Raw genomic sequence first — 25,158 nt, 5'->3', positions numbered from 1 at the left:
TCATCTCCGCGCTTTCGTGCGCCGGCCTGCTTGACGGGTAGCCTGCGGGACGGGCTCCAGGTCCACCCCGAGGATGTCCCTGCAGGCCCATAGGTAGCCGGCGTTCTCGCGCGTCGCCTCGCCGCCGCAATACGCGAGCGCACGTGCGAGCGCGATGGCCGCCCGGAGGCTGGGATGGTGGCCGCTCTCGTCGGCGTCGCGCAGCCGGCGGGTGAGATCGACGATGCGCTCCGCGTCCGCGCGCGCGATTTCGGAGCGGGCCCGGACGATCTCGACCTCCGTCTCGCGGTCGTAGTGCCCCACCTGGATCGTGATCAGCCGGCCCATCAACGCGTTCTGCGTCTTGTGCACGCCCACATACTCTTCCGGATTCGACGTGAAGATCGCGCGAAAGCCCGGATGCACCGTCAGATAACCGGCGCCCGTCATGCGATTGGGCAAGTTCAGGATGCCTTCCGACAATACCGGCAGCAGCGCGTTGTTCGCTTCCGGCCGGGATCGGTTGAATTCGTCGTAAATGAGCGTGAGACCGTGCTGGCAAGCCGTCGTCAGGCGATTGTCGATCCAGGTCGTGGTCATTTCCTCCTCGGTCTTGACCACCGAATGGATGAAGTTGTCGACCACCCGCGAGCGGCGGTATCCGGCGCCGCGGCCAACGAGGTCGGCACTGCCGAGTTCGTCGTCGCCGTGCATCAGCACGACTTGCCGACCGAGCTGAGCGGCGATGTGGAACGCGAGCGTGGTCTTGCCGGTGCCCGACGGCCCCGCGAGATGCACTCCGTAGCCCGCGCCGAGATACGTCAGCGCACGTTCGGTGAGATTGCGAACGGCGGGCGTCTGCACGAACTCGGCACTCGCTTCCAATCGCACCCTGTCTCGAGTGCCGCCATCGCCATTCGCGCCGCGCGCCGCTGCAACCAGTTCCGGCGGTGGGGCGAGATCGGTCATGATTCCCTCCAGTTATCGGAAAGCATCGGCAGGCGCAGCGGTCGGCCAAGCGCATCGTATCGGCGGGCCGCCGCGCCCGGTCGCAAACGGCCCTAGCCTCGCCAGGCGCGGTGGGCTCCCCTCAGATCGGCGTCGAACGAGCGTCGGAGATCACGCACGCGCTCGACCAGGTCCGTCACGAATGCAGTTCGGGCGTCGCGCGCTTGGCTGAACATGCCGGCATTGGCCAGATGCAGTTGCCGCAGCAGTTGGGCGACTTCCGTTCGCAGGTCCTCGCGCGAATCCGCCAGCTTCTGCAGCAGTCTCTGCCGCTCCCTGTGGCCCGCCGTGACTTCCTGATGCAGGCGGGCCATGTCTTGCGTCAAGCTGTTCATGGCTGTTCCTTTCGAGGCCGACCGCTTTACCGCGGCCGGAAACCAAGTTGCCCGCCATGCGGCGGCAACGTCGGTCACGCTGCTGGCGCTGCGGCAGTCGCGGTCAGACCGATTGCTTCGGCATACTTGAGATAGGTTTCGACCGATGCAATGACGACGCGGGCTTCGATCGAAAGCAGCTCGATGCCGACGAGCGACACCTTCGCCCACACGTCGATGACGATGCCCTTGTCGAGAATGCGATCGACAACTTCGGCCAGGCTCGACGAGTCAGTCGATTTCTGCACTTTGGCCATGATGGCCTCCTTGCGATGCGTTGATAGGAAAAGACCTTTGCGCTGCAGGAGCAGGCTACGCCCTCAAAGCAACCCCCATGCCGGAGCGTGCCGCTTCGCGCGCGAATGTCGTCGCGCGAGCCTTCGCCGGGCGCGCGGCGCCAATGGCCGACAGCCTGGAATCGCGATGCAGGAAAAATCGCCGCCAAATCCGCCGTTCGAGACAATGCGCCGGCATCGCGATTTTTCATTTTTGTATTTCGATCAATATCGAAATCGATTGAAGCGCCGTTTGCGCAAACGCGCATATCCGGCATATGGAAGCGGCGTCGCGGTATGGAAAGCGTTCCATGGAATGCTATCCATACCGCCCTCGAAGCGAGACCCACGCGCCGCGCAAATGCTGCCGCAGACGGCCGGCTTATTTCCTATGATGACAATTGCAGCATGGGTTGGACGCCATGCAAAGAAACGGAAAATCGCAAAGGGGAGCGGCCATGTCCGACAGCAGCCGCACATTGATTTATATCCCGATTCTCCATACCGGCATCGACATGGGGCAAGCCGCACCGCTTCTCGCCGACGCCGCGCAAACCACACTCGGCGCGAACGCGTGGCGACGCCGCGCACTCGATATCGAGCACATGTGGGACGGCATCGAAGCGGCCATTCCTCGGCTCGGCCTCGATCTGAAATCCCTGCACATCTATCAGGACGGCTTGCCGGTATGCGGCCACGAGCTCGAGATCGTCGACGACCTCGCGAAGGCCGGCAGCCGCAATCATCGCTTGCTGCAGACGCTGAGTCGCGAAGGCGCGACGATCGTCGGCACCGAAGCGCCGGAATTGCTGGTGGAGGAATACGAGCTCGCATGGCGGCTGCTCAACGCCGCTTCCGCGGACGGGCAGCGAACCGACGTCGAGAACCGGCTCGCGTCCGACATGCTGCAGCGACGCGACCGGTTCATCGCGCATCGAATCGACGAGACGCTGCCGGCGGGCGGCACCGGCATGCTGTTCGTCGGCGCGCTGCACCGCGTGGCCCCCCTGCTGCCGCCCGATCTGGCTGTGAGCTATCCGCTCGGCAGCCCGGCGATCTGACGCGACGAACGTCATGAACTCGGTTCCAAGTGCGCTGCCGGCGCGCGTGCTGATCGTCAACGAGCCGATTTTCGGCTCGCGGCTGACGCAGCTGCTGCGCGGCGCGGGCCTCGACGCCGTGTCCGCGCAAACCGGCTACGCGGCGCTCCGAACCCTGGAGCAGCAGCGCTCCGATGCGGTGGTGCTCGACGACCGCCTGCTGGACATGAGCGGGCTCGACCTGCTGCACGCGATCCGGCGGCAGACGCCGCAGATGCCGGCGGTGGTGCTCACCGACCAGCCGGACGTGCAGGGCGCGATCGGCGCAATGCGCGAGGGCGTCCAGGACTGCGTGTCGAAGTCGGTCGACGACGACGTCCTGATGAGCGCGATCCGAACGGCGCTCACGAACGGCGGCGGCCGGAGCAGCGAGCCTTCGGTGGCCGCCAGCCTGTGCGAGAGCATGGGGCCGAGCGAAGCCGTCGCCCGCCTGATCGCACGGATCGGGCTCGTGGCGAAAAGCACGTTTTCAGTGCTGATCCTCGGCGAAAGCGGCGCGGGCAAGGAACTGGTTGCACGCGCGATCCACCGCGGCAGCGGACGGCGCGCGGCGCCGTTCGTCGCGATCGACTGCGGCGCGATACCGGAGCAGCTGCTCGAATCGGAACTCTACGGCTACGAAAAAGGCGCGTTCACCGGCGCGGCCATCGCCAAGCCCGGCAAGTTCTCGGCGGCGAACCGCGGCACGCTGTTTCTCGACGAGATCGCCAACCTGCCGCTCGCGTCGCAAGCGAAGCTGCTGCGCGTGATCCAGGAGCGCACGCTGTATCGTGTGGGCGGCAACACGCCGTTGCCGCTGGACGTGCGCATCGTCGCCGCCGCCAACGAAGACGTCGAGCAAAAGGCGCTCGAAGGCGGCTTCCGCAGCGACCTCTTCTTCAGGCTGTCCGAATTCGTGATTCACGTCCCGCCGCTGCGCGAACGGCGCGACGACATCCTCTACCTCGCGCAGCACTTCGCCGCGCAAACCTGCGCGGAACTGGACAAGCCCGCCGTCACGTTCGCCGACGCCACCTGCGAGCTCTTGCTGAATCACCCGTGGACGGGCAACGTCCGGCAGTTGCGCAACTCGATCCGGCAAGCCGTTCTCGTCGCCGGCGATGTCGTGCAGCCGGCTCACCTCAATATCGCATCGTCCGGCAAGCACGCGGCGCCGCTGACGGAATTCGGCTGGGAAGGACTGTCCCTGAAGGAGGTGGTACGACGCAATATCGCCGACATCGAGCGGCGGGTCATCGAACAGGTGTTGCAGGCGACGCACGGCAACAAGGCCCAAGCGGCACGAGTCTTGCAAGTCGACTACAAGACCATCCATTCGAAGGTCAAGGAATACCGCATCGAATTCCGAGGAGTCGACGATGAAGACCAAGCGTGACGGAGCGAAAGAATCGGCCAGTGGCTTCGAAGGCATCATGTCGGGCATCGTGAACCTGGTGGAGAAGCTCAACGAACTGGCCCAGACCGGCAATGAACTTCAGTTGCTGAAGGAGCGCGCGACCGATGCGGGCATCCGCGGTGTCTACGGCATCAACATCAAGGTCGGCTTGGGACAGGACAAGGACCGAGTCTCGGTCGAGCCGTTCGGCAACATCCGCAAGGACAAATCCGGCCACGCGGTGGTGCAGGAAGTCATCGAGCCGATCGTGGACGTGTTCGAGGAGAGCGACCATACGCTCGTGGTGGCCGAGATGCCGGGCGTGAGCCTGGAAGACGTGAGACTCGATGTCCAGGACGACGTGCTCACGATCGTCGCCGAGCACCGCCCCAAGAAATACATCAAGGAAGTGCAGTTGCCGCGCCCGTACACGCGCGACCAGATGCAGTTCGGGTGCAACAACGGGATTCTCGAAATCCGGTGCACGGACTGAGGCGACCATGGACAAAGCGGAACAGACCGGGCTCGAGCTCCGCGTGACGGAGGGCAACGCCCGCGACGTCGGGCGCGCGCTCGCGCGCATGGGGCCGGAGGACCTCATCCTGCTGGACGCGGCCGTGGGCGACCTGGTCGAGGTGCGCGGCAAGCGCGCCACCGTATGCAAGGCGATGCTCGCGCACAAGGAGCTGCGCGCCCAGTCGCGCGTGCAGTTGGACGGCGTCGTGCGCGGCAACGCGGGCGCCGCCATCGACGAGACCGTCACGCTGAAAAAGGTGGCCGCGCGTGCGGCGAACCTGGTGCAGCTGACCCCCATCAACGCCGCCCCCGCGCCGGGCGATCTCGACTACATCGCGGGCCTGCTCGACGGCCTGCCGGTGATCGAGGGCGACCGCATCCGCGCGACGCTGTTCGGCAGCCGCAACGCGGATTTCAAGGTGACGAGCTGCACGCCGCGCGGACCGGTGCTGATCGGCCCGAACACCGAGCTGTCGATCGGGCGGCCCGCGAAAGGCGAACCCGCGGTGGTCGCCCCGTCGCTGTCGTACGAGGATGTCGGCGGCCTCAAGCCGCAATTGATGCGCATCCGCGAAATGATCGAGCTGCCGCTGCGCTATCCCGAAGTCTTCGAGCGGCTCGGCGTCGACGCGCCCAAAGGGGTGTTGCTGTACGGCCCGCCGGGCTGCGGCAAGACGCTGATCGCACGGGCCATCGCGCACGAATGCGACGCCGCCTTCTTCTCGGTGTCGGGCCCCGAAGTCATCCACAAGTTCTACGGCGAATCGGAGGCGCACCTGCGCAAGATCTTCGAGGAAGCCGCGCGCAAGGCGCCCGCCATCGTTTTTCTGGACGAAATCGACGCGATCGCGCCCAAGCGCGAAACGGTCGTCGGCGAGGTGGAAAAGCGCGTGGTCGCGCAGCTGCTGGCGTTGATGGACGGGCTGAACGGCCGCCAGCAAGTCATCGTGATCGCCGCCACCAATCTGCCGAACGCGCTCGATCCGGCGTTGCGCCGGCCGGGCCGTTTCGATCGCGAGATCGCGATTCCGATTCCCGATCGCAACGGCCGTCTCGAAGTGCTCGAAATCCACAGTCGCGGCATGCCGCTCGCGGCCGACGTCGACCTGGATCGTCTCGCCGACATCACGCACGGTTTCGTCGGCGCGGATCTCGAGGCGCTGTGCAAGGAGGCGGCCATGCTTTGCCTGCGCCGGCTCATGTCGACACTCGATCTCGGCCTGCGCACGATTTCCTACGAGCAGCTCGATCGCCTCGTCGTGAACATGGACGATTTCCTGTCCGCGCTGGCCGAGATCGACCCGTCGGCGATTCGCGAAGTCTTCGTCGAGGTTCCCAACGTGCGCTGGGAGGACGTCGGCGGCCTCGGCAACGCGAAGGCGCAGTTGATCGAGGCGCTGGAGTGGCCGCTCAGGTATCCGGAGCTGCTGACTCGCGCGGGCGCCAAGCCCTCCAAGGGCATCTTGCTCGTCGGCCCGCCCGGTTGCGGCAAGACCTGGCTCGCGAAAGCCGCGGCCAACGAGTGCGGCGTCAATTTCATTCCGGTCAAAGGGCCGGAGTTGATGTCGAAATACATCGGCGAATCGGAAAAAGGCGTGCGCGACGTGTTCCGCAAAGCGCGGCACGCGGCGCCCTGCTTGCTGTTTTTCGACGAAATCGATGCGCTCGCGCCCCGACGCGGCGAAGGCGCCAGCGGCGCGCACGTGCCGGAGCGCCTGTTGTCGCAGTTTCTGGCCGAATTCGACGGCATCGAGGAGCTCAAAGGCGTGATGGTGCTCGCCGCCACGAACCGCATCGACATGCTCGATCCGGCCGTGCTGCGGCCCGGCCGCTTCGACGAGATCGTCGAGATCGCGCTGCCCGACCCGGCCGCGCGCCGCGAGATTTTCGACGTGCACCTGCGCCGCAAGCCGCTCGCCGCCGACGTGACCGGCGACTGGCTGGCGGAGGCGAGCAGCGGGTTCTCCGCGGCCGAGATCGCGTCGGTATGCCGCCGCGCGGCGCTGTCGGCGGTGCGGCGCGCGCTCGCCGCGGACATCCGCGATCCAGCGCGGCTGCACCTGAGCGCCGCGGACCTGGACGATGCGATCCAGGAAGCAAGCCAGCGGCGCAAGCAAACGCAATGAACGCCGCCCTTTATCTGTTTTGCTTCGCGCGCGCCGAGCGCCTCGCCCCGGCATGGGCGACGAGGCCGCCTGGCGAGCCGCGGCTGCAACTGCTGCGCGACGGGGATCTGGCCGCGGTGCTCTGCGACGCGTCGCGCAGCGAGTTTGCCGGAGCCGACGCCGAGCGGCGGCTGACGGACCCGGCCTGGATCGCCGGCCGCGTGGCCATTCATGCCGCGGTGATCGAGTGGACGATGCGATATTCGCCGGTCTTTCCGGCCCAGTTCGGCGCGCTGTTTTCCAGTGCCGACCGGGTCATCGCATCGATGCAAAGCGCTCACGCGCACATCAGCCGCGTTCTCGATCTCGTCGACGGCAAGACGGAGTGGGCGGTCAAAGGCTGGCTCGATCGGCGAGCGGCCACCGACTCGCAAGCCGCGCTGCTTCGCGCCGAAGAACCCGAATGGGCCGCCCGCGCGACGGGCACCCATTATCTGCGCGAGCGGCAGCTTCAGGCCCGGGCCGGGCACAATTTGCGCGGCTGGCTCGAGCAAAGCGTGCCGCCCGTCTCGGCGCGATTGCAGCGCCACGCGGTGCAGATGTGCAGCCGGCCGTCGCGGGCCTCGGATTCACCGAACGAAATCGTCGCGAACTGGGCGTTCCTCGTGCGAAACCGCGATGTCCAGGCATTCCGTCGGCAAGCGAAAGCCGTCGACGCCGAGTTCGCCGCACGGGGATTGCATTTCGACTTTTCCGGGCCCTGGCCGCCGTACAGCTTTTGCGCCCCGCTCGCCGAAGAGACGACATGGTCTGGCTGACCTACGCCGTGCTGACGCAGAAGGGTTCCTTCGCGCTGCCGTCGGGCGTGGACGGCGCACGGCTCGAAATCGTGGACGGCGCGCACCTGCGCACCGTCGTCTCGGAGCACGCTCGGGCGCCATCCGCGACGATACCGGCGGCGCTCGCGTTCGGCGAGACCGTGGCGACGCTCTTCCGGCACGGCGCCGTCGTGCCGATGCGCTTTCCCACTTGCCTCGACGACAAGCGAGCCGTGCGCGAGTGGCTCGACGACGAAAGCGATACGTATCGCGATCTACTGCAGCGAATCGACGGCTGCGTCGAAATGGGGCTGAGATTTCGGCCTCCCGACGAGCGGCACGCGCGGCCGCACCCGCAAGCAGGCGGCCCCGGCCACGCCTATCTTGCCGCTCGCGCGGCGCCCAATTCCGTCGCGCTGTCGCACGGGGAACGCATCGCGGCGGCGCTTCGCGACCTGTACCGCGACTGGCGGTTCGACGGACAGGTGGAAGGCTTCGCGAGCCTGTGCTTTCTCGTTAGGCAAGCGACGCTCGACGATTTCGTCGAGCGATGCCGGCAAACGGCGCGCCGCACCGCCTTGCCGCTCTATGTGTCCGGCCCATGGCCGCCGTACAGCTTCGCCGCGGGTGAGCGGGCGTCGGCAGCGGAGCCGCCGCGCGCGTTCGGACCGACGAGTCGCCCGTCGATCGCCGCATCGAGATCCGAAAACGGCGCGGGTCGAGAAAGGGACGGCCGCGCGCCTTGAAAGCCTCGAGCGGATTGCCGAACGGCCCGCCCTGACGCGCGCGGCGAGACGCGGGACGCAGCATGCGATTCGCCGCCGTGCGCCGTGCAATTCGCGATTCGCGTCTCTTCACGTTGCCCATCGCGGGCAGTCACGCGCCAGCGCCCGACGTAAGGCGTAAGAGGCGCAGGGCGCAGGGCACCGCAGCGTGTCGCGATGCGTGGCGCGCCGTCGCGACGTCAGCCGCATCGAATCCTCCGCGACGCGTTCGCGTCGCCACGCTCGCCCGGGCGCCCGCACCCGCACCCGCACCCGCACGATCACGCCGACGCGTCGTCTTGCGCTAGCTGAAACAGGCAATCGCCGCGCCGCACCTGCGCGGGCACGCGCTTGCAGACGACTTCGCCGTCGCTCGCGAAGCACTGCGTGACGGGCTCGCGCAGCGGCGTATCGGGAAAATGGATCAGCGCGGCGGGCTGCCCCGCGTGCACGCGCGCGCCGAGCTCGACGAGCGGCTCGTAGAGCCCCCTGTCGTACGCATAGACATAGTGATGCGCGCCGCCCACCCGCATGAAGCGTGTCGTCGCGGGCGGATTGTCCGGCACGAGCGGGCCGCGCAGCGCGCCGACGAAACCGAGAAAATGCAGCAGCCCGCGACGCGCGTCGCGGATCAACGCCGGGTCGGCCATGCCGCCGCCGCCCAGTTCGGTCAGGATCGAGATCGCGCCCTGCCGGCGCGCGGCCGACGACGCATGCACCGGATTCGGCGCGTGCAGGAACGCGCGCGGCAGGCCGAACGCGGCGAGCAACTCGCGTACGCGCGCGCGCTCCGCCGCGTCGCGCGGCTCGAGCGCGAGCATGTTGCCGCCTCGATAGAGCAGCGAGCTGCCGCCCGAATGCAGATCGATCAAATACTGCGCGCGCGGCAGCAGCGTGTGCTCGATGTAGTCGGCGATCACGGCGGTCGGCGCGCCGGCGGGGTCGCCGGGGAAGCTGCGGTTCAGGTTGCCGCCGTCGATCGGCGACACGCGCGCGCCGGCGTCCGCCGCCGGAAAGTTCGCCATCGGCAGGAAGATCAACTGCCCGGCGACATGCGCCGCATCGATCTCCCGCACGATGCGCGACACGACGATCTGCCCTTCGTACTCGTCGCCGTGATTGCCGGCCATCACGAGCACGACGGGGCCGCTGCCGTTGCGGATCGACACGACCGGAATCGGAATCCATCCGTACGCCGAACGATGGACCGAGTGCGGCAGGCGCAGATAGCCGGCATGCTTGCCGTTCGCGTCGAGATCGACTTCGCTGCGGATGGGATTTCGAAAGCGGGAGGTGTCGGTCATGGTCGGCATCGGCCTGCGGCGGCCTGGGCGGGAACGGGATGGTGTCATGAAGCTTACCGGCAATCGCCGGCGAACGCTCGGGGCGGCGGCACGCGGCACGCCGTTGCCGTTGCCGTTGCCGTTGCCGTGCCGCGGTGCGGTGGTGCCGCGGTGCGGTGCCGCCGCATTGCCGGCGACGCTCCGGCAGCGCGGCGCGCGACAGCCCCGCCGCCGTTGCGATTGGCGTCGGCGTTGCATTTGCCGAGCATGTTTCGGCGGTGCGTTGGTCGCTGCATGTCGCTGCATGTCGCTGCATGTCGCTGCATGTCGCGGGCGTTGCGGGCGTTGCGGGCGTTGCGGGCGTTGCGGGCGTCAGCAGCGTATCGCAACGCCGCGTCGGCGGAAACGACGAATGCGTTCCATCGTTATGCGCCACACGATGCTTTGCATAGCGCATGCACGGCATCGACGCCGCCGAGCACGTCGAGCGCATCCGCAGCATCCGCAACATCCGCAGCAACCGGAGCAGCCGGAGAATGGAGAACATCAAACCCGTCGAATGCACCGACGCATCGAGCGCATCACAGGGCGATTTTCTGCTAACGTCGCGTTGCGGCCGCGTTCGCGTCGAGCAAGCGCGCGCCGCGGCAAGAACGCCATCGTTCGCGCAGCGCGCGTACAGGCATGAAAGCCGCGCGAACGATCACCGCGGCTCACGAGGCCGAAACGCCCAACCTTCGGGAGCCCCACGCATGACGACTCTCCGCTTCGACGTATTCGGCAAGCAGATCCTCGTCGAACGCGCGCAGGATCGCTGGGTGCCTTTCTATCCCGGCTCGGACGGCAAGCGTCGTCCCGCGCATTTCGTCATTCCCGATTTCCTCGAAGCCGAAGAACTCGGCCAATATCTCGGCGACCTGTTTCACGAAAGCGCGACGCCCGACAACGGCGACGTCCGGCGTCTCGATCTGCCCGAGCCCGATTGACCGCGCGGCGAGCGGCGGCCGCCTCCGCGCCCGCAACGGCGAACCGCGACGGCACGTGCCCGCCGCCCCGAAGGCGCAGCAAAGCCACGCGCGTCCGGCCCCTGCGCCCCGTGCCGTCGCCCGTGTTCGCCGGATTGAATAAACTTTTCTCATCGGCCGGCGTCCGACGCAAGAACGGCAAACGACTCCGGCGCGCCCACCATGTTCGCGCCCGTACGCGCAATCCATGAAACCCTTGATTCCACAGCAACCACACAAGCTCGTCCGCCACAACGTCAACTGGGCGGTCAACGCGTTCAAACGCTTCTCCTCCGACCGCTGCGCCGCGATGGCCGCGAGCATCGCGTTCTATTCGGCGTTCTCGCTCGCGCCGACGCTCGTGATGGTGATCGCGGTCGCCGGCTGGTTCTTCGGCGCCGACGCCGCGCGCGGCGAGGTATTCAGCCACGTGCACGAGCTGATCGGCAACGAGGCGGCGGCCGGCGTGCAGACGATCGTCGAGAGCGCGCACCGCAGCGGCAGCCGCGGCGGCCTCGCGGCGCTGATCTCGTTCGCGATGCTCGCGCTCGGCGCATCGGCGACGTTCGCGTCGCTCAACACGGCGCTCAGCGTGATCTGGCCCGCCACCAGCACACGCGCATCCTCGGTGCTCGGCCTCGTGCGGGTGCGGCTGATCTCGTTCGGGCTGGTGCTCGGCGTCGCGTTCCTGCTGATCGTGTCGCTCGTGCTCGACACCGCGATCACGTTCATCGGCCGCTGGCTGTGGGGCGCGTCGCCGTACGTCGTGATCGGCAATCTGCTGCAGTTCTCGATCGGCATCGCAGTGCTCGCGTTCGCGTTCGGCACGCTGATGAAGTTCCTGCCGGACGCACGCGTATCGAATCGCGACGCGATGACGGGCGGCATCGTCTCCGCCGTGCTGTTCTCGGCGGGCAAGAAGCTGTTCGCGCTGTACCTCGCGCACGCGGGCACCGCGAGCGCGTTCGGCGCGGCGGGATCGTTCGCGGTGCTGCTGATGTGGCTGTACTTCTCGGCCGCGGTGCTGCTGCTCGGCGCGGAGTTCGCGGCGGCGCGCGGCGCGGCGCACGCGTCGGACGCCCTCTCGGCCGAGGCCGAGGCCGAAGCCGAAATCGGCGGAAAGGCCGCGACGGCACGCAGCGACTCGCGCGATTGACGCGCCAAACCGCCGCCTCTCTCGGTACGGCCCGCTCCTTACGCCCGCCTTTCCGGTTCTTGCGCGCACGCAAACGTTCGGCTCGACGCATCCGCGCACCGAGCGCCACGACGCAACCGCGTCGCGCCGCATCCGGTCGAGGCCGCCGCGCGCACATCGATCGCCGCCGTGGTTCGCCTCGCACGCGCAAACGTTTGCCCACCTAGATTTCGTTGCAGAAACAGGCCGAAAAGGCATGGCTACACGGGGGCAACGTTCGTTTCCGCAACAATCGCACCGCAACAATCTTCCGGTGCTCCCCGAATCGAAACAATCTCTTATCTAGTTGATATAAAACGACTTTCCGTCGCTGTCACCTTTTTGAGACACTTTATTTTTTTGGATTTCTTGCGTCTGGTGCAGTGCGCTATTCTCCAATCCGCAACAAATAACGACTCACTCGCGTGGAGAAATAACTCGATGAAGAAACTTGCTCTGTCTACCCTCTCGCTCGCCCTGCTGGGCGCCGCCGGTGCAGCTCAGGCTCAAAGCAGCGTCACGCTGTATGGCGTGATTGACACGTCGATCACCTACGTCCACGGCAACGATGGCAAGGCCAACAACGCGTGGCTGATGGGCAGCGGCAACCTGCAAGGCAGCCGCTGGGGCCTGAAGGGCACCGAAGACCTCGGCGCCGGCCTGAAGGCGATCTTCCAGTTGGAAAACGGCTTCAACTCGAACGACGGCACGCTCGGCCAAGGCAAGCGCATGTTCGGCCGCCAGGCGTTCGTCGGTCTGCAAAGCGATCAATACGGCACGCTGACGCTCGGCCGCCAGTACGATCCGCTCGTCGACCTGGTTCAGCCGGTCACCGCGGACAACTACTTCGGCAGCCTGTTCGCCACGCCGGGCGACGTCGACAACAACGACAACAGCCTGCGCGTGAACAACACGGTCAAGTACACGTCGCCCGTGTTCGCCGGCTTCCAGTTCGAAGCCCTGTACGGCTTCAGCGGCATCGCGGGTTCGCCCGGCCAAGGCCAGACGTGGTCGGCAGCCGCCGCTTACAACAACGGCCCGATCGGCGTCGCCGCCGGCTATTTCTACACGTCGAACCCGTCGCCGGCGAGCGGCGTGCGCTCGACGTGGAGCGGTTCGTCCGACGCGATCTTCGACGGCGCGATCAACTCCGGCTACACGAGCGCGAAGTCGATCGGCATCGCCCAAGTGGCAGGCCAGTACGTGTTCGGCCCGGTCACGGTCGGCCTCGGCTACAGCAACTCGCAATACAAGCCGGACGGCTTCTCGGGCTTCTCGTCGACCGAGAAGTACAACACGGGCCGCGGCTTCGTGACGTACCAGGCGACGCCGGCAATACTGCTCGGCCTCGGCTATGCATACACGAAGGCGAGCGGCGACACCGATGCGAAGTACCACCAAGTGTCGCTCGGCGCGGACTACGCGCTGTCCAAGCGCACGGACGTGTACCTCGCCGGCGCCTACCAGCACGCGAGCGGCACGCAGCGCCTCGACGCGACGACGACGCAATCGGCGCAAGCATCGATCGGCTCGTACGGCGTCAACGGTACGAAGTCGCAAGAGATGGTCGCGCTCGGCCTGCGCCACAAGTTCTAAGCGCAGCTGCGGGCAGCGGCTCGGCGGCGCCTTCGGGCGTCGCGGGCCGCGACCGCAAAGCCGGCCCGAACGCCCATGCGGACGGCCGGCTTGATGAGATGGCCGAAACAGCCCGATCGGCTTACGCTGATCGGGCTGTTTCCTTTTGGGGGACCGTCATGGAGACGGCATCGCCGATCGGGATCGATCCGGGCGAGCATGGCTCCTGTTTGCATGCACATGGCTGCGTCGGGCCGCAAGGCTTTTCGCAAGAGGATTACGCGCAGCGAGCGCTATACGCGCTCCGATGGCTTCGGTCAGGCTCCTGAGGCCTGCGCCCCTGCGCCTCGCTCGCGGCGCCGGCAAGGCCGCCATGGCGCGCCCGTGAGCCCTCGGCTTCACCGCCGCGAGCCGGCCGACGCGCGACGCAGCCGGCGACGAGTCGAGAACGGAAGAGTCGACCGGCAAGATGCGCCGTCGCGTCCTGTTGTCAAGTCATCCCGTCGATCTGTCGATCTGTCGATCTGTCGATCTGTCGATCTGTCGGTCTGTCGGTCTGTCGGTCTGTCGGTCTGTCGGTCTGTCGGTCTGTCGGTCTGCCGGTCTGCCGGTCTGCCGGTCTGCCGGTCAGTTGCCGCACACGCTTTCCGCGCAGCAAATCTCCGAGCGCGACCGCGCGGTCGATGGGTTCCCGGCAGCGCCTCCATATGCCGCTCGCCGGTGTTGCGCGACGCCGCGCCGATCGTATGCCGACGCTTCATCACATCTGACCGGATATGAGCCGGCTTGCTCGACGAACGCAGGATCGATCGACCATCAATCGCCGTGGCGGCTGCCGATGCAAGCCTTTCATCCGCGCCTTCCGGCTCCGCGAGTACGCAACCAATCGACGACATCAATGATCGCCCGGCGCCCATCGGCCTTGCCGCGATCGCGCGGCATGCGCGACACCTCCGCCCGGCGCCGCATGCGTTCCGTGGCCACATGTCCCGGGCGTCAGCCGCATGCATGAATTCGGTCGCGTGCCTGCATGACGCTCGCGAACGGCGCAAAACGCCATGCCGAACTTGCGCCGGCACTTCATTGCACCGCGCCACATACGTCCCGGCACGCCCGACGCGTCCGGCATCGATCGACGATTCAGGCGTTCGGCTGCCGACGGACGGTGCAGCGCATGCGCGTGCCGATTCGACGCAAACGACGCCGCGCGACGACGACCGTCGTCGTTCGCAATCGGGCCGCGCGCGGTTTCGCGCTCGCGCGAGCTGCGTCACGGAACCACGCGCGTCACCTCCCGATCGCTCCGTGCAGCGCGTTGCCGATGCAAGCGCGAAGCGAGGCGCTTGGCGGCGCGCCTCCCCCCCGCACGCAATCTCGAAATGAATCCGCGTCGCATGCGTGTACGTCGTGTGCCGCGCATCGATGTGTCGTCGACGCTCGCAGGTCGATGCTCGCAGGTCGACACCAGCAGGCCGACACTCGCAGATCGCGCACGCCGGCCGCCGATCGCCACGCGCTCGCCGCACCGGCTCATTCGACCGTCGACGACTCGGCGCTTCGATCGCTCGGCGGCCGTTTCACCAAGCAGCCGGCGCTCAGCTCGCTCTTGCGTGCGCCGCACGACGCACGCGGAACGTCACGCTGCCGGCAGCCCGCCGTCGAGCATCACGCGACGACATGGCATCGCATCGTCACGGCATCGGCCCGTCGATCGGCGGCAATCGAGAGACGCATGTCTCGCTGTCTCGCCGCGACGTCTCCGCGATCGCCGCTACCGGCTACGTCAGACAATGTCCATTCGCGACGGCATTCGACGGCATTCGCGGCGCTCGCGCGTGACCGGCTGCGCATCGCCAGCCGCCTTCCTCGCCGCTTCCTCGCCGCTTCCTCGCCCCTTCCTCGCGCCTCGTCGCATCGAGGCGGACTATCGCGGCACCGCACCGCGTCGCGTCCAATCACGCCGAACCACTCCGAATCAGGCCGAATCGCGCCGCAGCACGTCCGCGCGCGCATGTCCACGTCTGCACGCCCGCACGCCCGCACGTCTACACGTCTACACGTCCGCACACCCATGCGCCCACACGGCATCGCATCACGCCACATCACGTCACGCCGCGCACAGACAAAAAAATCCCCGCGCGCTTTCGCACGCGGGGACTTTTTCGGACTATCGCAGCTACCGGACGATTCCGGCAAGCCGCACGCCGTCCTTACGCTGCCGCGTCCTTCAGCTTCTTCAGCGCGCGAGCCTTCACGCGCACGCTGGCCGGCTTCGCCGGGAACCAGCGCTCTTCGCCCGTGAACGGGTCCTTGCCGAAGCGCTTCTTCTTCGCCGGCACGGCTTGCGCCGTGATCTTCAGCAGACCCGGCAGCGTGAACTCGCCTGCGCCCTTCTTGTGGATCGAGCCCAGCACGACGTTCTCGAGTGCCGCGAGCACTGCCTTGACAGCCTTCAGTTCGACGGTCGCGCGCTCGGCGATGTGCGTTGCGAGCGAAGCCTTCGTGAACTTGTCCTTCAGCGGCGTCGGAGCGGCGGGCGCCTTCGCGACAGCCTTCTTGGCCACTACTTTCTTCGCGGGCGCTGCTTTTTTGGCAGCCACTTTCTTGGCCGGTGCGGCAGCCTTCTTAGCCACCTTTTTTGCGGAAGTCGCCATGTTTCTCCTACCAGGTGTGGTCGTTGGATACACGAAGCGCGCGACATGCGAGCTTCAACGCCGGATTCTACAAGCGCCGCGCCGCTTCGTGCAGCACTTTTATGCGTTATCCACGGGTTTCCCGCAGGTTTTGTTGCGCGCCGCTGACTACGGAAGTCGTTTCGACCCGTGCGCGCAGCGCTTTTTGCGTCGCGCATCGATTCGCTCGAGCGAATTATGTTCGACATTTGCATTCCTATACTGTCCGCCGGCATCGCATCGTTTGGGATTTGGAATGCGCGCAGTCAAACACGTTAGAGGGCTCGACGGTTTGCGCGCCGTCGCCGTCACACTCGTCTTCCTGTCGCACCGCGCGCACTTCGGCGCGCTCGACGTCGGCCAGATCGGCGTCTGGACGTTCTTCCTCATCAGCGGCTTGCTGATCGTCGGCGAGCTGCACCGCAGCCGGCTCGCGATCGAGCGCGGCGCATCGTGCCGCCGCTACGCGTTCTGGCTGTTCGCGGGCAAGCGCGCGCTGCGCATCCTGCCCGTCTACTATCTGCTGCTCGCCGCGCTCGCGATCGCGCATCACCACCTCTATCAGCACGACGTCGACCTCGGGCTGCGCTGGCATGCGGTGTTTCTGTCGGACTATTGGATCGGCGCCGTCAAGGAGGGCTGGCCAGGCACCACGTCGCATTTCTGGAGCCTCGCCGTCGAACAGCAGTTCTACCTGATCGCGCCGATCGCGCTGCTCTCCACCCGCGCGTCGCGCCATCTCGCGCTGTGCGCGGCGGCCATCGCGCTCGCCGCGGCCGCGCATCTACTGCTCTATCTGCAACACGCGTCGCCCGTGCTCATTTACGCGTTCTCGCCGTGGAATTTCGCGTTGATCGCGCTCGGCGGCGTCGGCGGCATTCTGCGCAGCGGCGGCGTGACCGCGCCCGAAGGCGTGCTCGGCACGCTGATGCCGTGGGCCGGCGCGGCGGGCGTCGCGTTCTGCTCGACGCTGACACTGTGGGCCGCGCCGCTTTCCGCGACGGCGAGCGGCCTCGCGGACATCGGCCTCGGCGTGTCGATCGGCATCGTGCTGTTCTGGATCGTGAGCCGTCCCGAACATCCGGCCGTCGCGCTGCTCGAATGGGCCCCGATCGCGTACCTCGGCACGATCAGCTACGGTTTCTATCTGTTTCACAACCTGATCCCGGAGCGCATCGGCGTGATGCCGCGCATCTACGAGCGGCTACGCGTGCCGCATTCGCTGCAGGACATACTGCCTGAAATCCTGCAGTTCGCGCTGTCCGTGCTGCTCGCGCACCTTTCATGGCAGTACCTGGAAAAGCGTGTGCTCGACTACAAGAAGCCGCTCGAAGCCGCCTTGCGGCGGCGGTTCGCGCCGCGCGAGCGCGCGGCCGCGCGGTGACGGACGCGACGCGCTCGCGGCGGCCAAGGGCCGTTGCGAGCCGCGTCGTACAGCAAACGCATGCGACACGAACGCGCGGTCGCGCGGTGACAGGCGTCGATCGGACGCGCGCGACATGCGGACTACCGTGCGGAGACCACCGCGTGCGGGCAGCCGCGTGCGGGCGGCGCGTCGGTGGCGGCGCGGTCGAATCGGTGCGCGACTGCGGCGCGGGCCGCGATCGGCGCGTCGATGCACACGCACACCGCGCCACGCATGGCGAGGCAGGCTTCGGATGACGAACGGCGGATCGGTCGGGACGGAGAGTTGGGACGCGCGCCCGCATACACGCATACACGCATACACGCATACACGCATGCGCGACCGCGCGACCTCGGGTCCGTTCGCTCGACGTCGCCCCGCTCGGCGCGATGACGCCATCCTGCTGCGAATCGCGGTTCAAGCGCGGCTTTACGCTGCGCCGCCCGCGATCATGCGTTCATTCCGGCAGCGCTCGCGTTTCGGCTAGCGGCAACGTCGCGACGCGGTCGCGATGAAGCGGGATCAATCGGCGGAATGCCGGACAGCCGCCGCGGGCGAGCGATGTCAGTCGGCACGCGGTTGCATGGCGATACCCTGCTTGCGGCCGACGATCTCCACCGGCAAGCAGCCACGGCCACCCTGCCGCTCGAAAGCCGTTCGAATTCGGGACGCCCGCGCGCGGCCGCGCCGCCTTGCATCGCCGTGCGCCCCAGACACAACCCAGACACAAAAATGCCCCGGCTCGTGCGAACCGGGGCGAACGGAACAACCACCACACACCTTGGACGTCAGAATCAGAAGACGGGGATGCTAAGCAACCGCGGCGAGCGCCGGCAGGCAGTTGCGCAGGTACGCCTCGAATTCGCGGCCCACTTCCGGATGCCGGAGCGCGAGCTCGACGGTCGCCTTCAGGTAGCCGAGCTTGCTGCCGCAGTCGAAGCGGGTGCCGTAATAGCGGTATGCAAGCACCTGCTCCTCGGTCAGCAGCGACTGCACCGCGTCCGTCAGCTGCAGCTCGCCGCCCGCGCCCGGCTTGATCTTGCGCAGATGATCGAAGATGCTCGGCATCAGCACGTAGCGCCCGACGACGCCGAGATTCGACGGCGCATGCTCGGGCGCCGGCTTCTCGATGATGCCCGACAGCTTGATGATGTCCTCTTCCCACTCGCGGCCTTCGACGACGCCGTACGAGCGGCTGTCTTCACGCTCGATCGTCTCGACGCCGATCACCGAGCTGTGATAGTGGTTGAAGACGTCGACGAGTTGCTTGAGCACCGGCTGGTCGCCGTGCAGCAGATCGTCGGCGAGGATCACCGCGAACGGCTCGCCGTGCACGAGCTTCTCCGCGCACAGCACCGCGTGGCCGAGGCCGAGCGCGGCCGCCTGGCGCACGTAGAAGCAATCGACATGGCTCGGCTTGATGCCGCGCACGAGCTCGAGCAGCTTCTCCTTGCCCCGCGCCTCGAGCTCGGACTCGATCTCGAACGACTTGTCGAAGTGATCCTCGATCGCGCGCTTGCTGCGCCCCGTCACGAAGATCATCTCGGTGATGCCCGCGTTGATCGCCTCTTCGACCGCATACTGAATCAGCGGCTTGTCGACGACCGGCAGCATTTCCTTGGGACTCGCCTTGGTGGCGGGCAAAAACCGTGTGCCGAGACCGGCAACGGGGAACACGGCTTTGGTGACTTTCAACATGATCGCATCCCGAAAGTGTTGACGATTGGCCGGGCGTCACATGTCGGGGTCGCACGCCGCGCGCCGCTTCGCTCGACGAACGATGCGCATCGGCATCCGACGCGCCGGCAAAACATCAATCTGAATAAAAGTCTGCTGGACGCGGTTCCACTTTCATTAATATGAAAGGGCCGCCCGGATATAGGCATATTCGGATAATCGTCGCGAAGTCGGTCGATCTTGCCGGCCTGCCGGGTGCTTCGCGACAATTTACCGATTCGATCCGGCACGTTCAATTATTCGAACTCCTCCGAATAAGGCGCGCCGCCGCGGCCAAAGCCGAAGCGGTTGATCGGCTCGTTCTTCAGCGCGTCCCGATACGCCGACAACACGGCCATGACGAGCAGTACGGCGCCGCTTGCGATCCAATGCATGTCCATCGTGGGCTCCTTCCTTCAATCGACATGGGATCTCAAGCTATCAGAAAAAAATCGATAAATAATTTGCCTCCATGCCGCAACGTGAAAAGCGTTACGAACGGATACGATTAATTACATTTATTCGGAAAGCGATTTTTTTATTCTCCCGCCCGGATTTCTTGCGGATTACGATCGAATGGCGCCATTTGCGCCTTTCTCATTGCAAGGAACCGGACCGCATGAATGCTTCGAGCGTGACGCCGGGTGCGCGGCCGCCCGCCACCGACCACAAGGAACACCTGATCGACGCGCTGCGAGGCTTCGCCGCGCTGCTCGTCGCGTATTTCCACTGCCGTCAGGTCGTGTGGGTCGGAATGCAGAGCTTCCATCGGACGTATGGCCACGCGCTGGACCCGAGCGTGATCGTCGGCTATCTGACGTTCCCGTTCGCGTGGGGCTCGGCCGGCGTGCCGATCTTCTTCGTGATCAGCGGCTATTGCATCCATCGCAATGCCGCGCTCAAGCTCGCCGCCGATCCGTCGTACCGGCTCAACGCGCCGAATTTCTGGGCGCGCCGCTTCGCGCGGATCTACCCGGTGCTGCTCGCCGCGCTCATCGCGACGCTCGTGCTCGATTCGATCAGCCTGCAGTTCGAGCCCGTCAGCCACAAGATCCGCGACATCGGGCTCGCGTCGTTCGTCGTCAACCTGCTGTCGCTGCAGGGCGTCGCGGGCTACACGTACGGGTCGAACGGCGCGCTGTGGACGCTGTCGCTCGAAGTGCAGTTCTACGTGATCTACCCGCTCCTCTTCGCGGCGCGACGCCGCTTCGGGATGCTGCCTGTCGTCGTCGCGATCGCACTCGTCAACGCCGCGTCGGCATGGCTGCTCGAACGGCACGATCTGCAGTTCTTCACGTCGTACTGGCTGTCGTGGACGGTCGGCGCGTGGATCGCCGACGTTCGCGCGCAGCGCGACGCGCACGCCGCGCACGCCCCGTCGCGGCTCTGGTACGTGGCCGCGGCGGCGGGCGTCGCGCTCGGCTGCGTCGCGTTCCACTTCGGGCAATACGCCGCGTTCCAGCTTTGGGCGGCAGGCTTCGCGTGCTATCTGTACGCGGCGCTCGCGCGGCCCGTGTCGGCGTCCGCGCCGATGCGGGCGCTGTCTTGGTTCGGCAATTTCAGCTATTCGCTGTACCTGATCCATCTGCCGTTCTTCGTGTGCCTCGCGTCGGTGCTGTATCGCTCGCAGTTGCAGTTGTCGATCTGGCCGTCGCTCATGTTCATCGCGGCCGTCATCCCCGTCGCGTATCTGTTCTATCGAATGTTCGAGTTGCCGGCGATGCGCTGGTCGACGAACCTCAAGCCGAAGCGTGCCGTCGCGGCGGCCGCGCAGCAGCGGATGCCGGTTTGACGGACGGCACGGGCCGCGCGGGTGGTACGGGTGGTACGGGTGGTACGGGTGGTACGGGTGGTACGGGTGGTACGGGTGGTGCGGGTGGTGCGGGTGGTGCGGGTGGTGCGGGTGGTCGCGCTCGGCACCTCATCGCATCGACGCGCGCCGTCACGCGCCAGCACATGCCGACATGGCAAGCGACAAACGACAAGCGAGTCGCACAAGAGCCCGCGCCGACCCGCCCGAACCCCGCCCGACCGTCCGCTCACGGCGAACCGGTTTCACCGCCGCCGCGCAGTCTCGACGAGAATCCGCTCGACCTGCTCGACATAGGTCCGCGTACCGAAACGGCTCACCGCCGTGTCGTAACCGCTCGCGACGAGCCGCTCGCACAGCACCGCATCGGTGCGCAGCGCGGCGAGCGCATCGGCGAGCGCATGAGCGTCGCCGGGCTCGCAGAGCAGGCCGTTCACGTCGTCGTCGACGATCTCGACGACGCCGCCCGCGCGCGCCGCGACGACCGGCCGCTTCGCGAGCATTCCCTCGACGATCACGCGGCCGAACGGCTCGGGCGTGATCGACGTGTGCGCGACGACGTCAACCGCCTTCATGCACGCGGCGACGTCGCGCTGAAAGCCGAGGAAATGCACGCGCTCGCCAAGCCCGTGCAGCGCGACGAAGCCGCGCAGCTCGGCCGCGTATTCGTCCTCGCCGAACAGCGGCGCGCCGACGAGCGCGACGTGCATGTCCGGATAGAGCCGCGCCGCCTCGAGCAGCACGTGCTGCCCCTTCCAGTGCGCGAGCCGGCTGAACGAGCCGACGATCCACGCATCGGCCGGCAGGCCGAAGCGCACGCGCAGCGCGGCCTGGCGCACCGGTTCCAGCGCGACGAACGGCTCGGCCGAGATCCCGTTGAAGACGACCTGCACCGCGCGGCGATCGAAGCCCGTCAGCGCGAGGAACGCCTGCGCGGACGCGTCCGAGTTCGCGATCACGCGCGTCACGCCGAGCCGCGCGCATTGCTTGATCGCGAGCCGCTGCTTCGGGCCGAAATGCGCGTCGCTGACGATGTCGCGCAAATGCCAGACGACCGGCTTGCGCGCGAGCCGCCCGGCAAGCGCGCCGACCACCATCGCGCGCTGCGTGTTCGCGTAGATCACGTCGAACTCGCGCGCGCGGCGCGCCACCTCGCGCACGAGCGCGAGCAGGCTGCCCGCCGCGCGCAGCGACACGCCGCCCTGCTTGTGCACGCCCGCTAGCGCGCGCTGCCCGACGACGTCGACATGCACGCCCGCTTCGTCGAGCGCCGCGCGAAACGGGCCGTCGTCGAACAGCACGACGTCGGCCGAATCGCGCAGATGCTTCATGATCTCGAGCAGCGACAGCTCGGCGCCGCCCAGCACGCCGCTCTGGTCGAGCACGAGCGTCTTCAGGCCGCTCGCCGCGAGCGCCGCGCGGCCGCTCGGCCGCGTCGCGTCCGCGCGCTTCGCGCGCGCCTGCGCGTTCGGCAGGAGCGCATCGATCTGCGCGACGAAGCGCCGGCGGAAATGCGCGGCGGAGAACCGCTCGGCGTTCGCGCGACAGTCCTCCGGCGTGAAACGGCCCGGCGCACGCTCGAAATCGTCGACCGCTTCGACGATCGCGCGCACGCTCTGCTCGTCGAAGAACACGCCGGTCGGCCGTTCGTGCGACGCCGCGTCGCGCACCGTCTCGAGCGCGCCGCCCTTGCCGAACGCGATGACGGGCGTGCCGCACGCCTGCGCCTCGACGACCGAGATCCCGAAATCCTCCTCGGCTGCGAACACGAACCCTTTCGCGCGGCGCATCCGGTCCTGCAGCACCGAGAACGGCTGATAGCCCATGATTTCGACGTTCGGCGCGGCCTTCGCGCGGATCTTGCGCATGTCGGGGCCGTCGCCGATCACGACGAGCCGCCGCTCGGGCATCTGCGCGAACGCGTCGACGATCAGATCGATTTTCTTGTACGGCACCATCCGCGACGCGGTCAGATAGAAGTCTTCCTTGTGCGTCGACAGCGTGAACGCGTCCACGTCGACGGGCGGAAACACGACCGCCGCGTCGCGCTGATAGACCTTGTGGATGCGCCGCGCGATGAACGCCGAGTTCGCGACGAAGCGGTCGACCGAATTCGACGTGCGCACGTCCCAGTTGCGGATGTAATGCAGGATCAGCCGCGCGAGCGCCGATTTGACCCCGCGCGTCAACTGCGATTGTTCGAGGTACTGATGCTGCAGGTCCCACGCATAGCGGATCGGCGAATGCACGTAGCTCACGTGCACCTGGTCCGGCCCGGTGAGAATGCCCTTCGCGACCGCATGGCTGCTCGAAATGACGAGATCGTAAGCGGACACGTCGAGCTGCTCGATCGCGAGCGGCATCAGCGGCAGGTAGCTGCGGTACTTGGTGCGCGCGTACGGCAGCTTCTGGATGAACGACGTCGTGACCGGCTTGCCGCGCAGGAACGTGCGGTCGTCGAGAAAATCGACGAGGCTGAAGAGATCCGCGTCCGGAAAGCACGCGACGATCTGCTCGAGCACGCGCTCGGCGCCCGCGTAGGTGACGAGCCAGTCATGGACGATCGCGACGCGCAGCGGCCGGGCCGCATCGCGCGCACGGAGCGGGGGCGGCGGCGCATCGGCGACGCGCGCGTCGCGCGCGGCGCGCTCGACGTCCTGGAACGTCGCGGCGCGTTGCAACGGATGTTCTGCAAGATCGCGATTCATACGCTCTTCCTCGAGTTCAGGCGCACGAGCACGCTGCGCGCGAGCGCGCGCATGCCGGGCGTCATCGTGATCGACCAGCCGACGTTCAGCGCGACCGCCGCCGCGCATCCGGCGATCGCGGCGGCCAGGCCCGGCAGCGCGGGCGCGACGTACAGGCTCGCCAGCAGGAATGCGAGGTGCGCGAACATGTCGAGCGCGATCGCGCGCATCCGGATCGCGGACAGATACAGCAGCACGCCGTAATCGACGAGCGCGCGCGCCGCGACGACGACGGCCGCGCCGATCAGCCCGAAATGATGGATGCCGACCCACAGCGCGCCGACGAAGAACGGCATCTGCACGAGGCCCGCGGCCGCCGCGCGCGCAGGGTTGACCTGCGACTGGATCAGGATGCGCGTGACGCTCGCCTGGCCGACGAGCCACACGCTGATCACGAGCACGCGCCCGACGGGCGCCGACAGCTCCGCGAGATCCCTGCCGACCCACAGCGCGAGAAACGGCCCGAGCGCGAAGATCGCGGCAATCGCGATCGGCGTGAACACGCCGTTCAGGAATTCGAGCGACTGCTTGACGAGCGTGTCCGCGTGATCGCGCCCGAGCGCCGACAGCCGCGGAAACAGCGTGCGCACGAGCGCGTTCGGCAGCATGTTCAGGCGCGTGACGAGGTTCTGCGGCACCGTGTAATACGTGACGTACTTCGCGCCGAGCCCGGCGCCGAGCATCACGCGGTCGAGCGTGTCGGCGATCATGCTCGTCGTGCTCGCGATCAGCATCCAGCCGCCGAAATTGAAGAGCCCTTTCGCGGTGCCGAGCTGCGGCGGCTCGATCCTGCGGATGCCGAGCACCTTCATGCTCGCCGCGCCGAGCATCACGGCGGCGATCAAGCGCGCGCCGACGGCCGCCGCGAGCACGACCTGCAGCGTCGGCGCGACGAGCCACGCGGCGAAGAGCGGCATCAGCTGGAACAGGAACGTGCCGATCGTCTGGTTCGTGTTGAACACGCCGAAACGCTCGGCGCCGTTGATCGCGCCCGCGAACACCCACGACACGTTCGCGAGCGGAATCGCGAGCGCGAGCCACGGCAGCGCGAGATACACCTCGTGCTGCAGTTCGACCGACACTTTCGTGAAGTACGCGGTGTACAGGAACGCGCCGAAGTAGATCAGAAGGCCGCCCGCGATCCCGGTCGCGAGATTGAGCCAGAACGCGCTCCAGAACACGCGCGCGCTCTCTTTCGCGTCGCCGCTCGCGAGCGCCTTCGAGATGTGGTTCTGCGCGGCCATGCTCATGCCGAGATCGAGGATTCCGAAATAGCCGATCAGCGTCCACACGAGGCTCACGACGCCGTAGCGCTCGACGCCGAGCGCCTTGATGTACGCGGGCACCGTCACGAGCGACACGAAAGTCGGCAAGATCAATCCGAAGAAATTGATCGCGACGTTCTTCAGAATGCCTTTATCCATGGCCGCGCCGCCCCGCTGCGTTCGCGGCCGCTTT

General features: G+C 67.0%; 21 protein-coding genes. 12 read left to right on the top strand and 9 right to left on the bottom strand.

Annotated elements, in window-relative coordinates; genetic code table 11:
• The 3 genes from gvpN to gvpA all read right to left on the bottom strand — a co-directional run bounded on the left by gvpN (position 1) and on the right by gvpA (position 1,618).
• Entirely contained in the window at positions 1–948 is a 948-nt protein-coding gene (gene gvpN / locus WS91_RS14315; protein WP_226377277.1) for a gas vesicle protein GvpN, read from the bottom strand.
• A gap of 92 nt (positions 949–1,040) precedes the next feature.
• Positions 1,041–1,322: a hypothetical protein gene (locus tag WS91_RS14310; protein WP_038743608.1), complete on the bottom strand. Its 282-nt coding sequence runs from the start codon at positions 1,320–1,322 to the stop codon at positions 1,041–1,043.
• Between the two features lie 74 nt (positions 1,323–1,396).
• Positions 1,397–1,618 carry a gas vesicle structural protein GvpA gene (gvpA, locus tag WS91_RS14305; protein ID WP_010109838.1) on the bottom strand — a complete coding sequence of 74 codons (222 nt, stop codon included), beginning with the start codon at positions 1,616–1,618 and terminating at the stop codon, positions 1,397–1,399.
• A 77-nt stretch (positions 1,619–1,695) separates the two neighbouring features.
• On the opposite strand from gvpA, the gene WS91_RS35855 reads away from it, so the two are divergent.
• The 7 genes from WS91_RS35855 to WS91_RS14275 all read left to right on the top strand — a co-directional run bounded on the left by WS91_RS35855 (position 1,696) and on the right by WS91_RS14275 (position 8,296).
• Positions 1,696–1,881, top strand: a complete 186-nt coding sequence (locus tag WS91_RS35855) for a hypothetical protein (protein ID WP_145986863.1) — start codon at positions 1,696–1,698, stop codon at positions 1,879–1,881.
• A 213-nt stretch (positions 1,882–2,094) separates the two neighbouring features.
• Positions 2,095–2,697: a hypothetical protein gene (locus tag WS91_RS14300; protein ID WP_038743605.1), complete on the top strand. Its 603-nt coding sequence runs from the start codon at positions 2,095–2,097 to the stop codon at positions 2,695–2,697.
• A gap of 13 nt (positions 2,698–2,710) precedes the next feature.
• Complete coding sequence (locus WS91_RS14295) at positions 2,711–4,111, top strand: sigma-54-dependent transcriptional regulator (protein ID WP_059670457.1); 1,401 nt, start codon at positions 2,711–2,713, stop codon at positions 4,109–4,111.
• Positions 4,095–4,604, top strand: coding sequence for an Hsp20/alpha crystallin family protein (locus WS91_RS14290; protein WP_038743601.1), 510 nt, complete (start codon positions 4,095–4,097; stop codon positions 4,602–4,604). Before WS91_RS14295 ends, WS91_RS14290 begins: the two co-directional genes overlap by 17 nt.
• A gap of 7 nt (positions 4,605–4,611) precedes the next feature.
• Positions 4,612–6,753, top strand: a complete 2,142-nt coding sequence (locus WS91_RS14285; protein ID WP_038743599.1) for a CDC48 family AAA ATPase — start codon at positions 4,612–4,614, stop codon at positions 6,751–6,753.
• Positions 6,750–7,550: a GvpL/GvpF family gas vesicle protein gene (locus tag WS91_RS14280; RefSeq protein WP_059576215.1), complete on the top strand. Its 801-nt coding sequence runs from the start codon at positions 6,750–6,752 to the stop codon at positions 7,548–7,550. The genes WS91_RS14285 and WS91_RS14280 overlap by 4 nt, the downstream gene beginning before the upstream one ends.
• Positions 7,538–8,296, top strand: a complete 759-nt coding sequence (locus tag WS91_RS14275) for a GvpL/GvpF family gas vesicle protein (protein ID WP_059670456.1) — start codon at positions 7,538–7,540, stop codon at positions 8,294–8,296. Before WS91_RS14280 ends, WS91_RS14275 begins: the two co-directional genes overlap by 13 nt.
• Before the next feature lie 299 nt (positions 8,297–8,595).
• Here WS91_RS14275 and WS91_RS14270 read toward each other — a convergent pair whose 3' ends face one another.
• On the bottom strand, positions 8,596–9,618 hold the full coding sequence (locus WS91_RS14270) for a succinylglutamate desuccinylase/aspartoacylase family protein (protein WP_038743872.1): 1,023 nt from the start codon (positions 9,616–9,618) through the stop codon (positions 8,596–8,598).
• 731 nt (positions 9,619–10,349) lie between these two features.
• Between WS91_RS14270 and WS91_RS14265 the strand changes: the two genes are divergently transcribed.
• From WS91_RS14265 to WS91_RS37325, 3 genes are all read left to right on the top strand, one after another.
• Positions 10,350–10,583 (top strand): DUF7661 family protein, encoded by a 234-nt coding sequence (locus WS91_RS14265; RefSeq protein ID WP_059576226.1) that lies wholly within the window; start codon positions 10,350–10,352, stop codon positions 10,581–10,583.
• 226 nt (positions 10,584–10,809) lie between these two features.
• The gene (locus WS91_RS37330) at positions 10,810–11,757 is read left to right on the top strand and encodes a YihY/virulence factor BrkB family protein (protein ID WP_059670455.1); all 948 of its coding nucleotides are present in this window, start codon (positions 10,810–10,812) and stop codon (positions 11,755–11,757) included.
• Between the two features lie 459 nt (positions 11,758–12,216).
• Positions 12,217–13,371 (top strand): porin, encoded by a 1,155-nt coding sequence (locus tag WS91_RS37325; RefSeq protein WP_038743590.1) that lies wholly within the window; start codon positions 12,217–12,219, stop codon positions 13,369–13,371.
• Positions 13,372–15,560: 2,189 nt separating this feature from the next.
• Here WS91_RS37325 and WS91_RS14250 read toward each other — a convergent pair.
• Positions 15,561–16,004: an HU family DNA-binding protein gene (locus tag WS91_RS14250; RefSeq protein WP_038743586.1), complete on the bottom strand. Its 444-nt coding sequence runs from the start codon at positions 16,002–16,004 to the stop codon at positions 15,561–15,563.
• A gap of 274 nt (positions 16,005–16,278) precedes the next feature.
• Here WS91_RS14250 and WS91_RS14245 point away from each other — a divergent pair, with 274 nt between their 5' ends.
• Positions 16,279–17,406, top strand: coding sequence for an acyltransferase family protein (locus WS91_RS14245; RefSeq protein ID WP_052144976.1), 1,128 nt, complete (start codon positions 16,279–16,281; stop codon positions 17,404–17,406).
• 831 nt (positions 17,407–18,237) lie between these two features.
• Here the strand turns inward: WS91_RS14245 and galU are convergent.
• Complete coding sequence (gene galU / locus WS91_RS14240; protein ID WP_038743581.1) at positions 18,238–19,125, bottom strand: UTP--glucose-1-phosphate uridylyltransferase GalU; 888 nt, start codon at positions 19,123–19,125, stop codon at positions 18,238–18,240.
• A 275-nt stretch (positions 19,126–19,400) separates the two neighbouring features.
• Entirely contained in the window at positions 19,401–19,544 is a 144-nt protein-coding gene (locus tag WS91_RS36840) for a hypothetical protein (RefSeq protein ID WP_009915643.1), read from the bottom strand.
• Between the two features lie 218 nt (positions 19,545–19,762).
• Between WS91_RS36840 and WS91_RS14235 the strand changes: the two genes are divergently transcribed.
• Positions 19,763–20,935: an acyltransferase family protein gene (locus WS91_RS14235; RefSeq protein ID WP_059670454.1), complete on the top strand. Its 1,173-nt coding sequence runs from the start codon at positions 19,763–19,765 to the stop codon at positions 20,933–20,935.
• A 263-nt stretch (positions 20,936–21,198) separates the two neighbouring features.
• On the opposite strand, the gene WS91_RS14230 is transcribed toward WS91_RS14235, so the two are convergent.
• Both WS91_RS14230 and WS91_RS14225 read right to left on the bottom strand, forming a co-directional pair.
• A complete protein-coding gene (locus tag WS91_RS14230) occupies positions 21,199–23,661 on the bottom strand; it encodes a glycosyltransferase (RefSeq protein ID WP_059670453.1) in 2,463 nt (820 codons plus the stop codon).
• Positions 23,658–25,124 (bottom strand): oligosaccharide flippase family protein, encoded by a 1,467-nt coding sequence (locus WS91_RS14225; RefSeq protein ID WP_038743574.1) that lies wholly within the window; start codon positions 25,122–25,124, stop codon positions 23,658–23,660. The genes WS91_RS14230 and WS91_RS14225 overlap by 4 nt, the downstream gene beginning before the upstream one ends.
• Positions 25,125–25,158 lie beyond the last annotated feature (34 nt).

The sequence above is a fragment of the Burkholderia sp. MSMB1498 genome, assembly GCF_001526245.1.
GTDB classification, from domain to species: Bacteria; Pseudomonadota; Gammaproteobacteria; order Burkholderiales; family Burkholderiaceae; genus Burkholderia; species Burkholderia savannae.
Note: the sequence above shows the minus strand (reverse complement) of the source record. Positions and strands in the feature narration are given on the sequence as shown.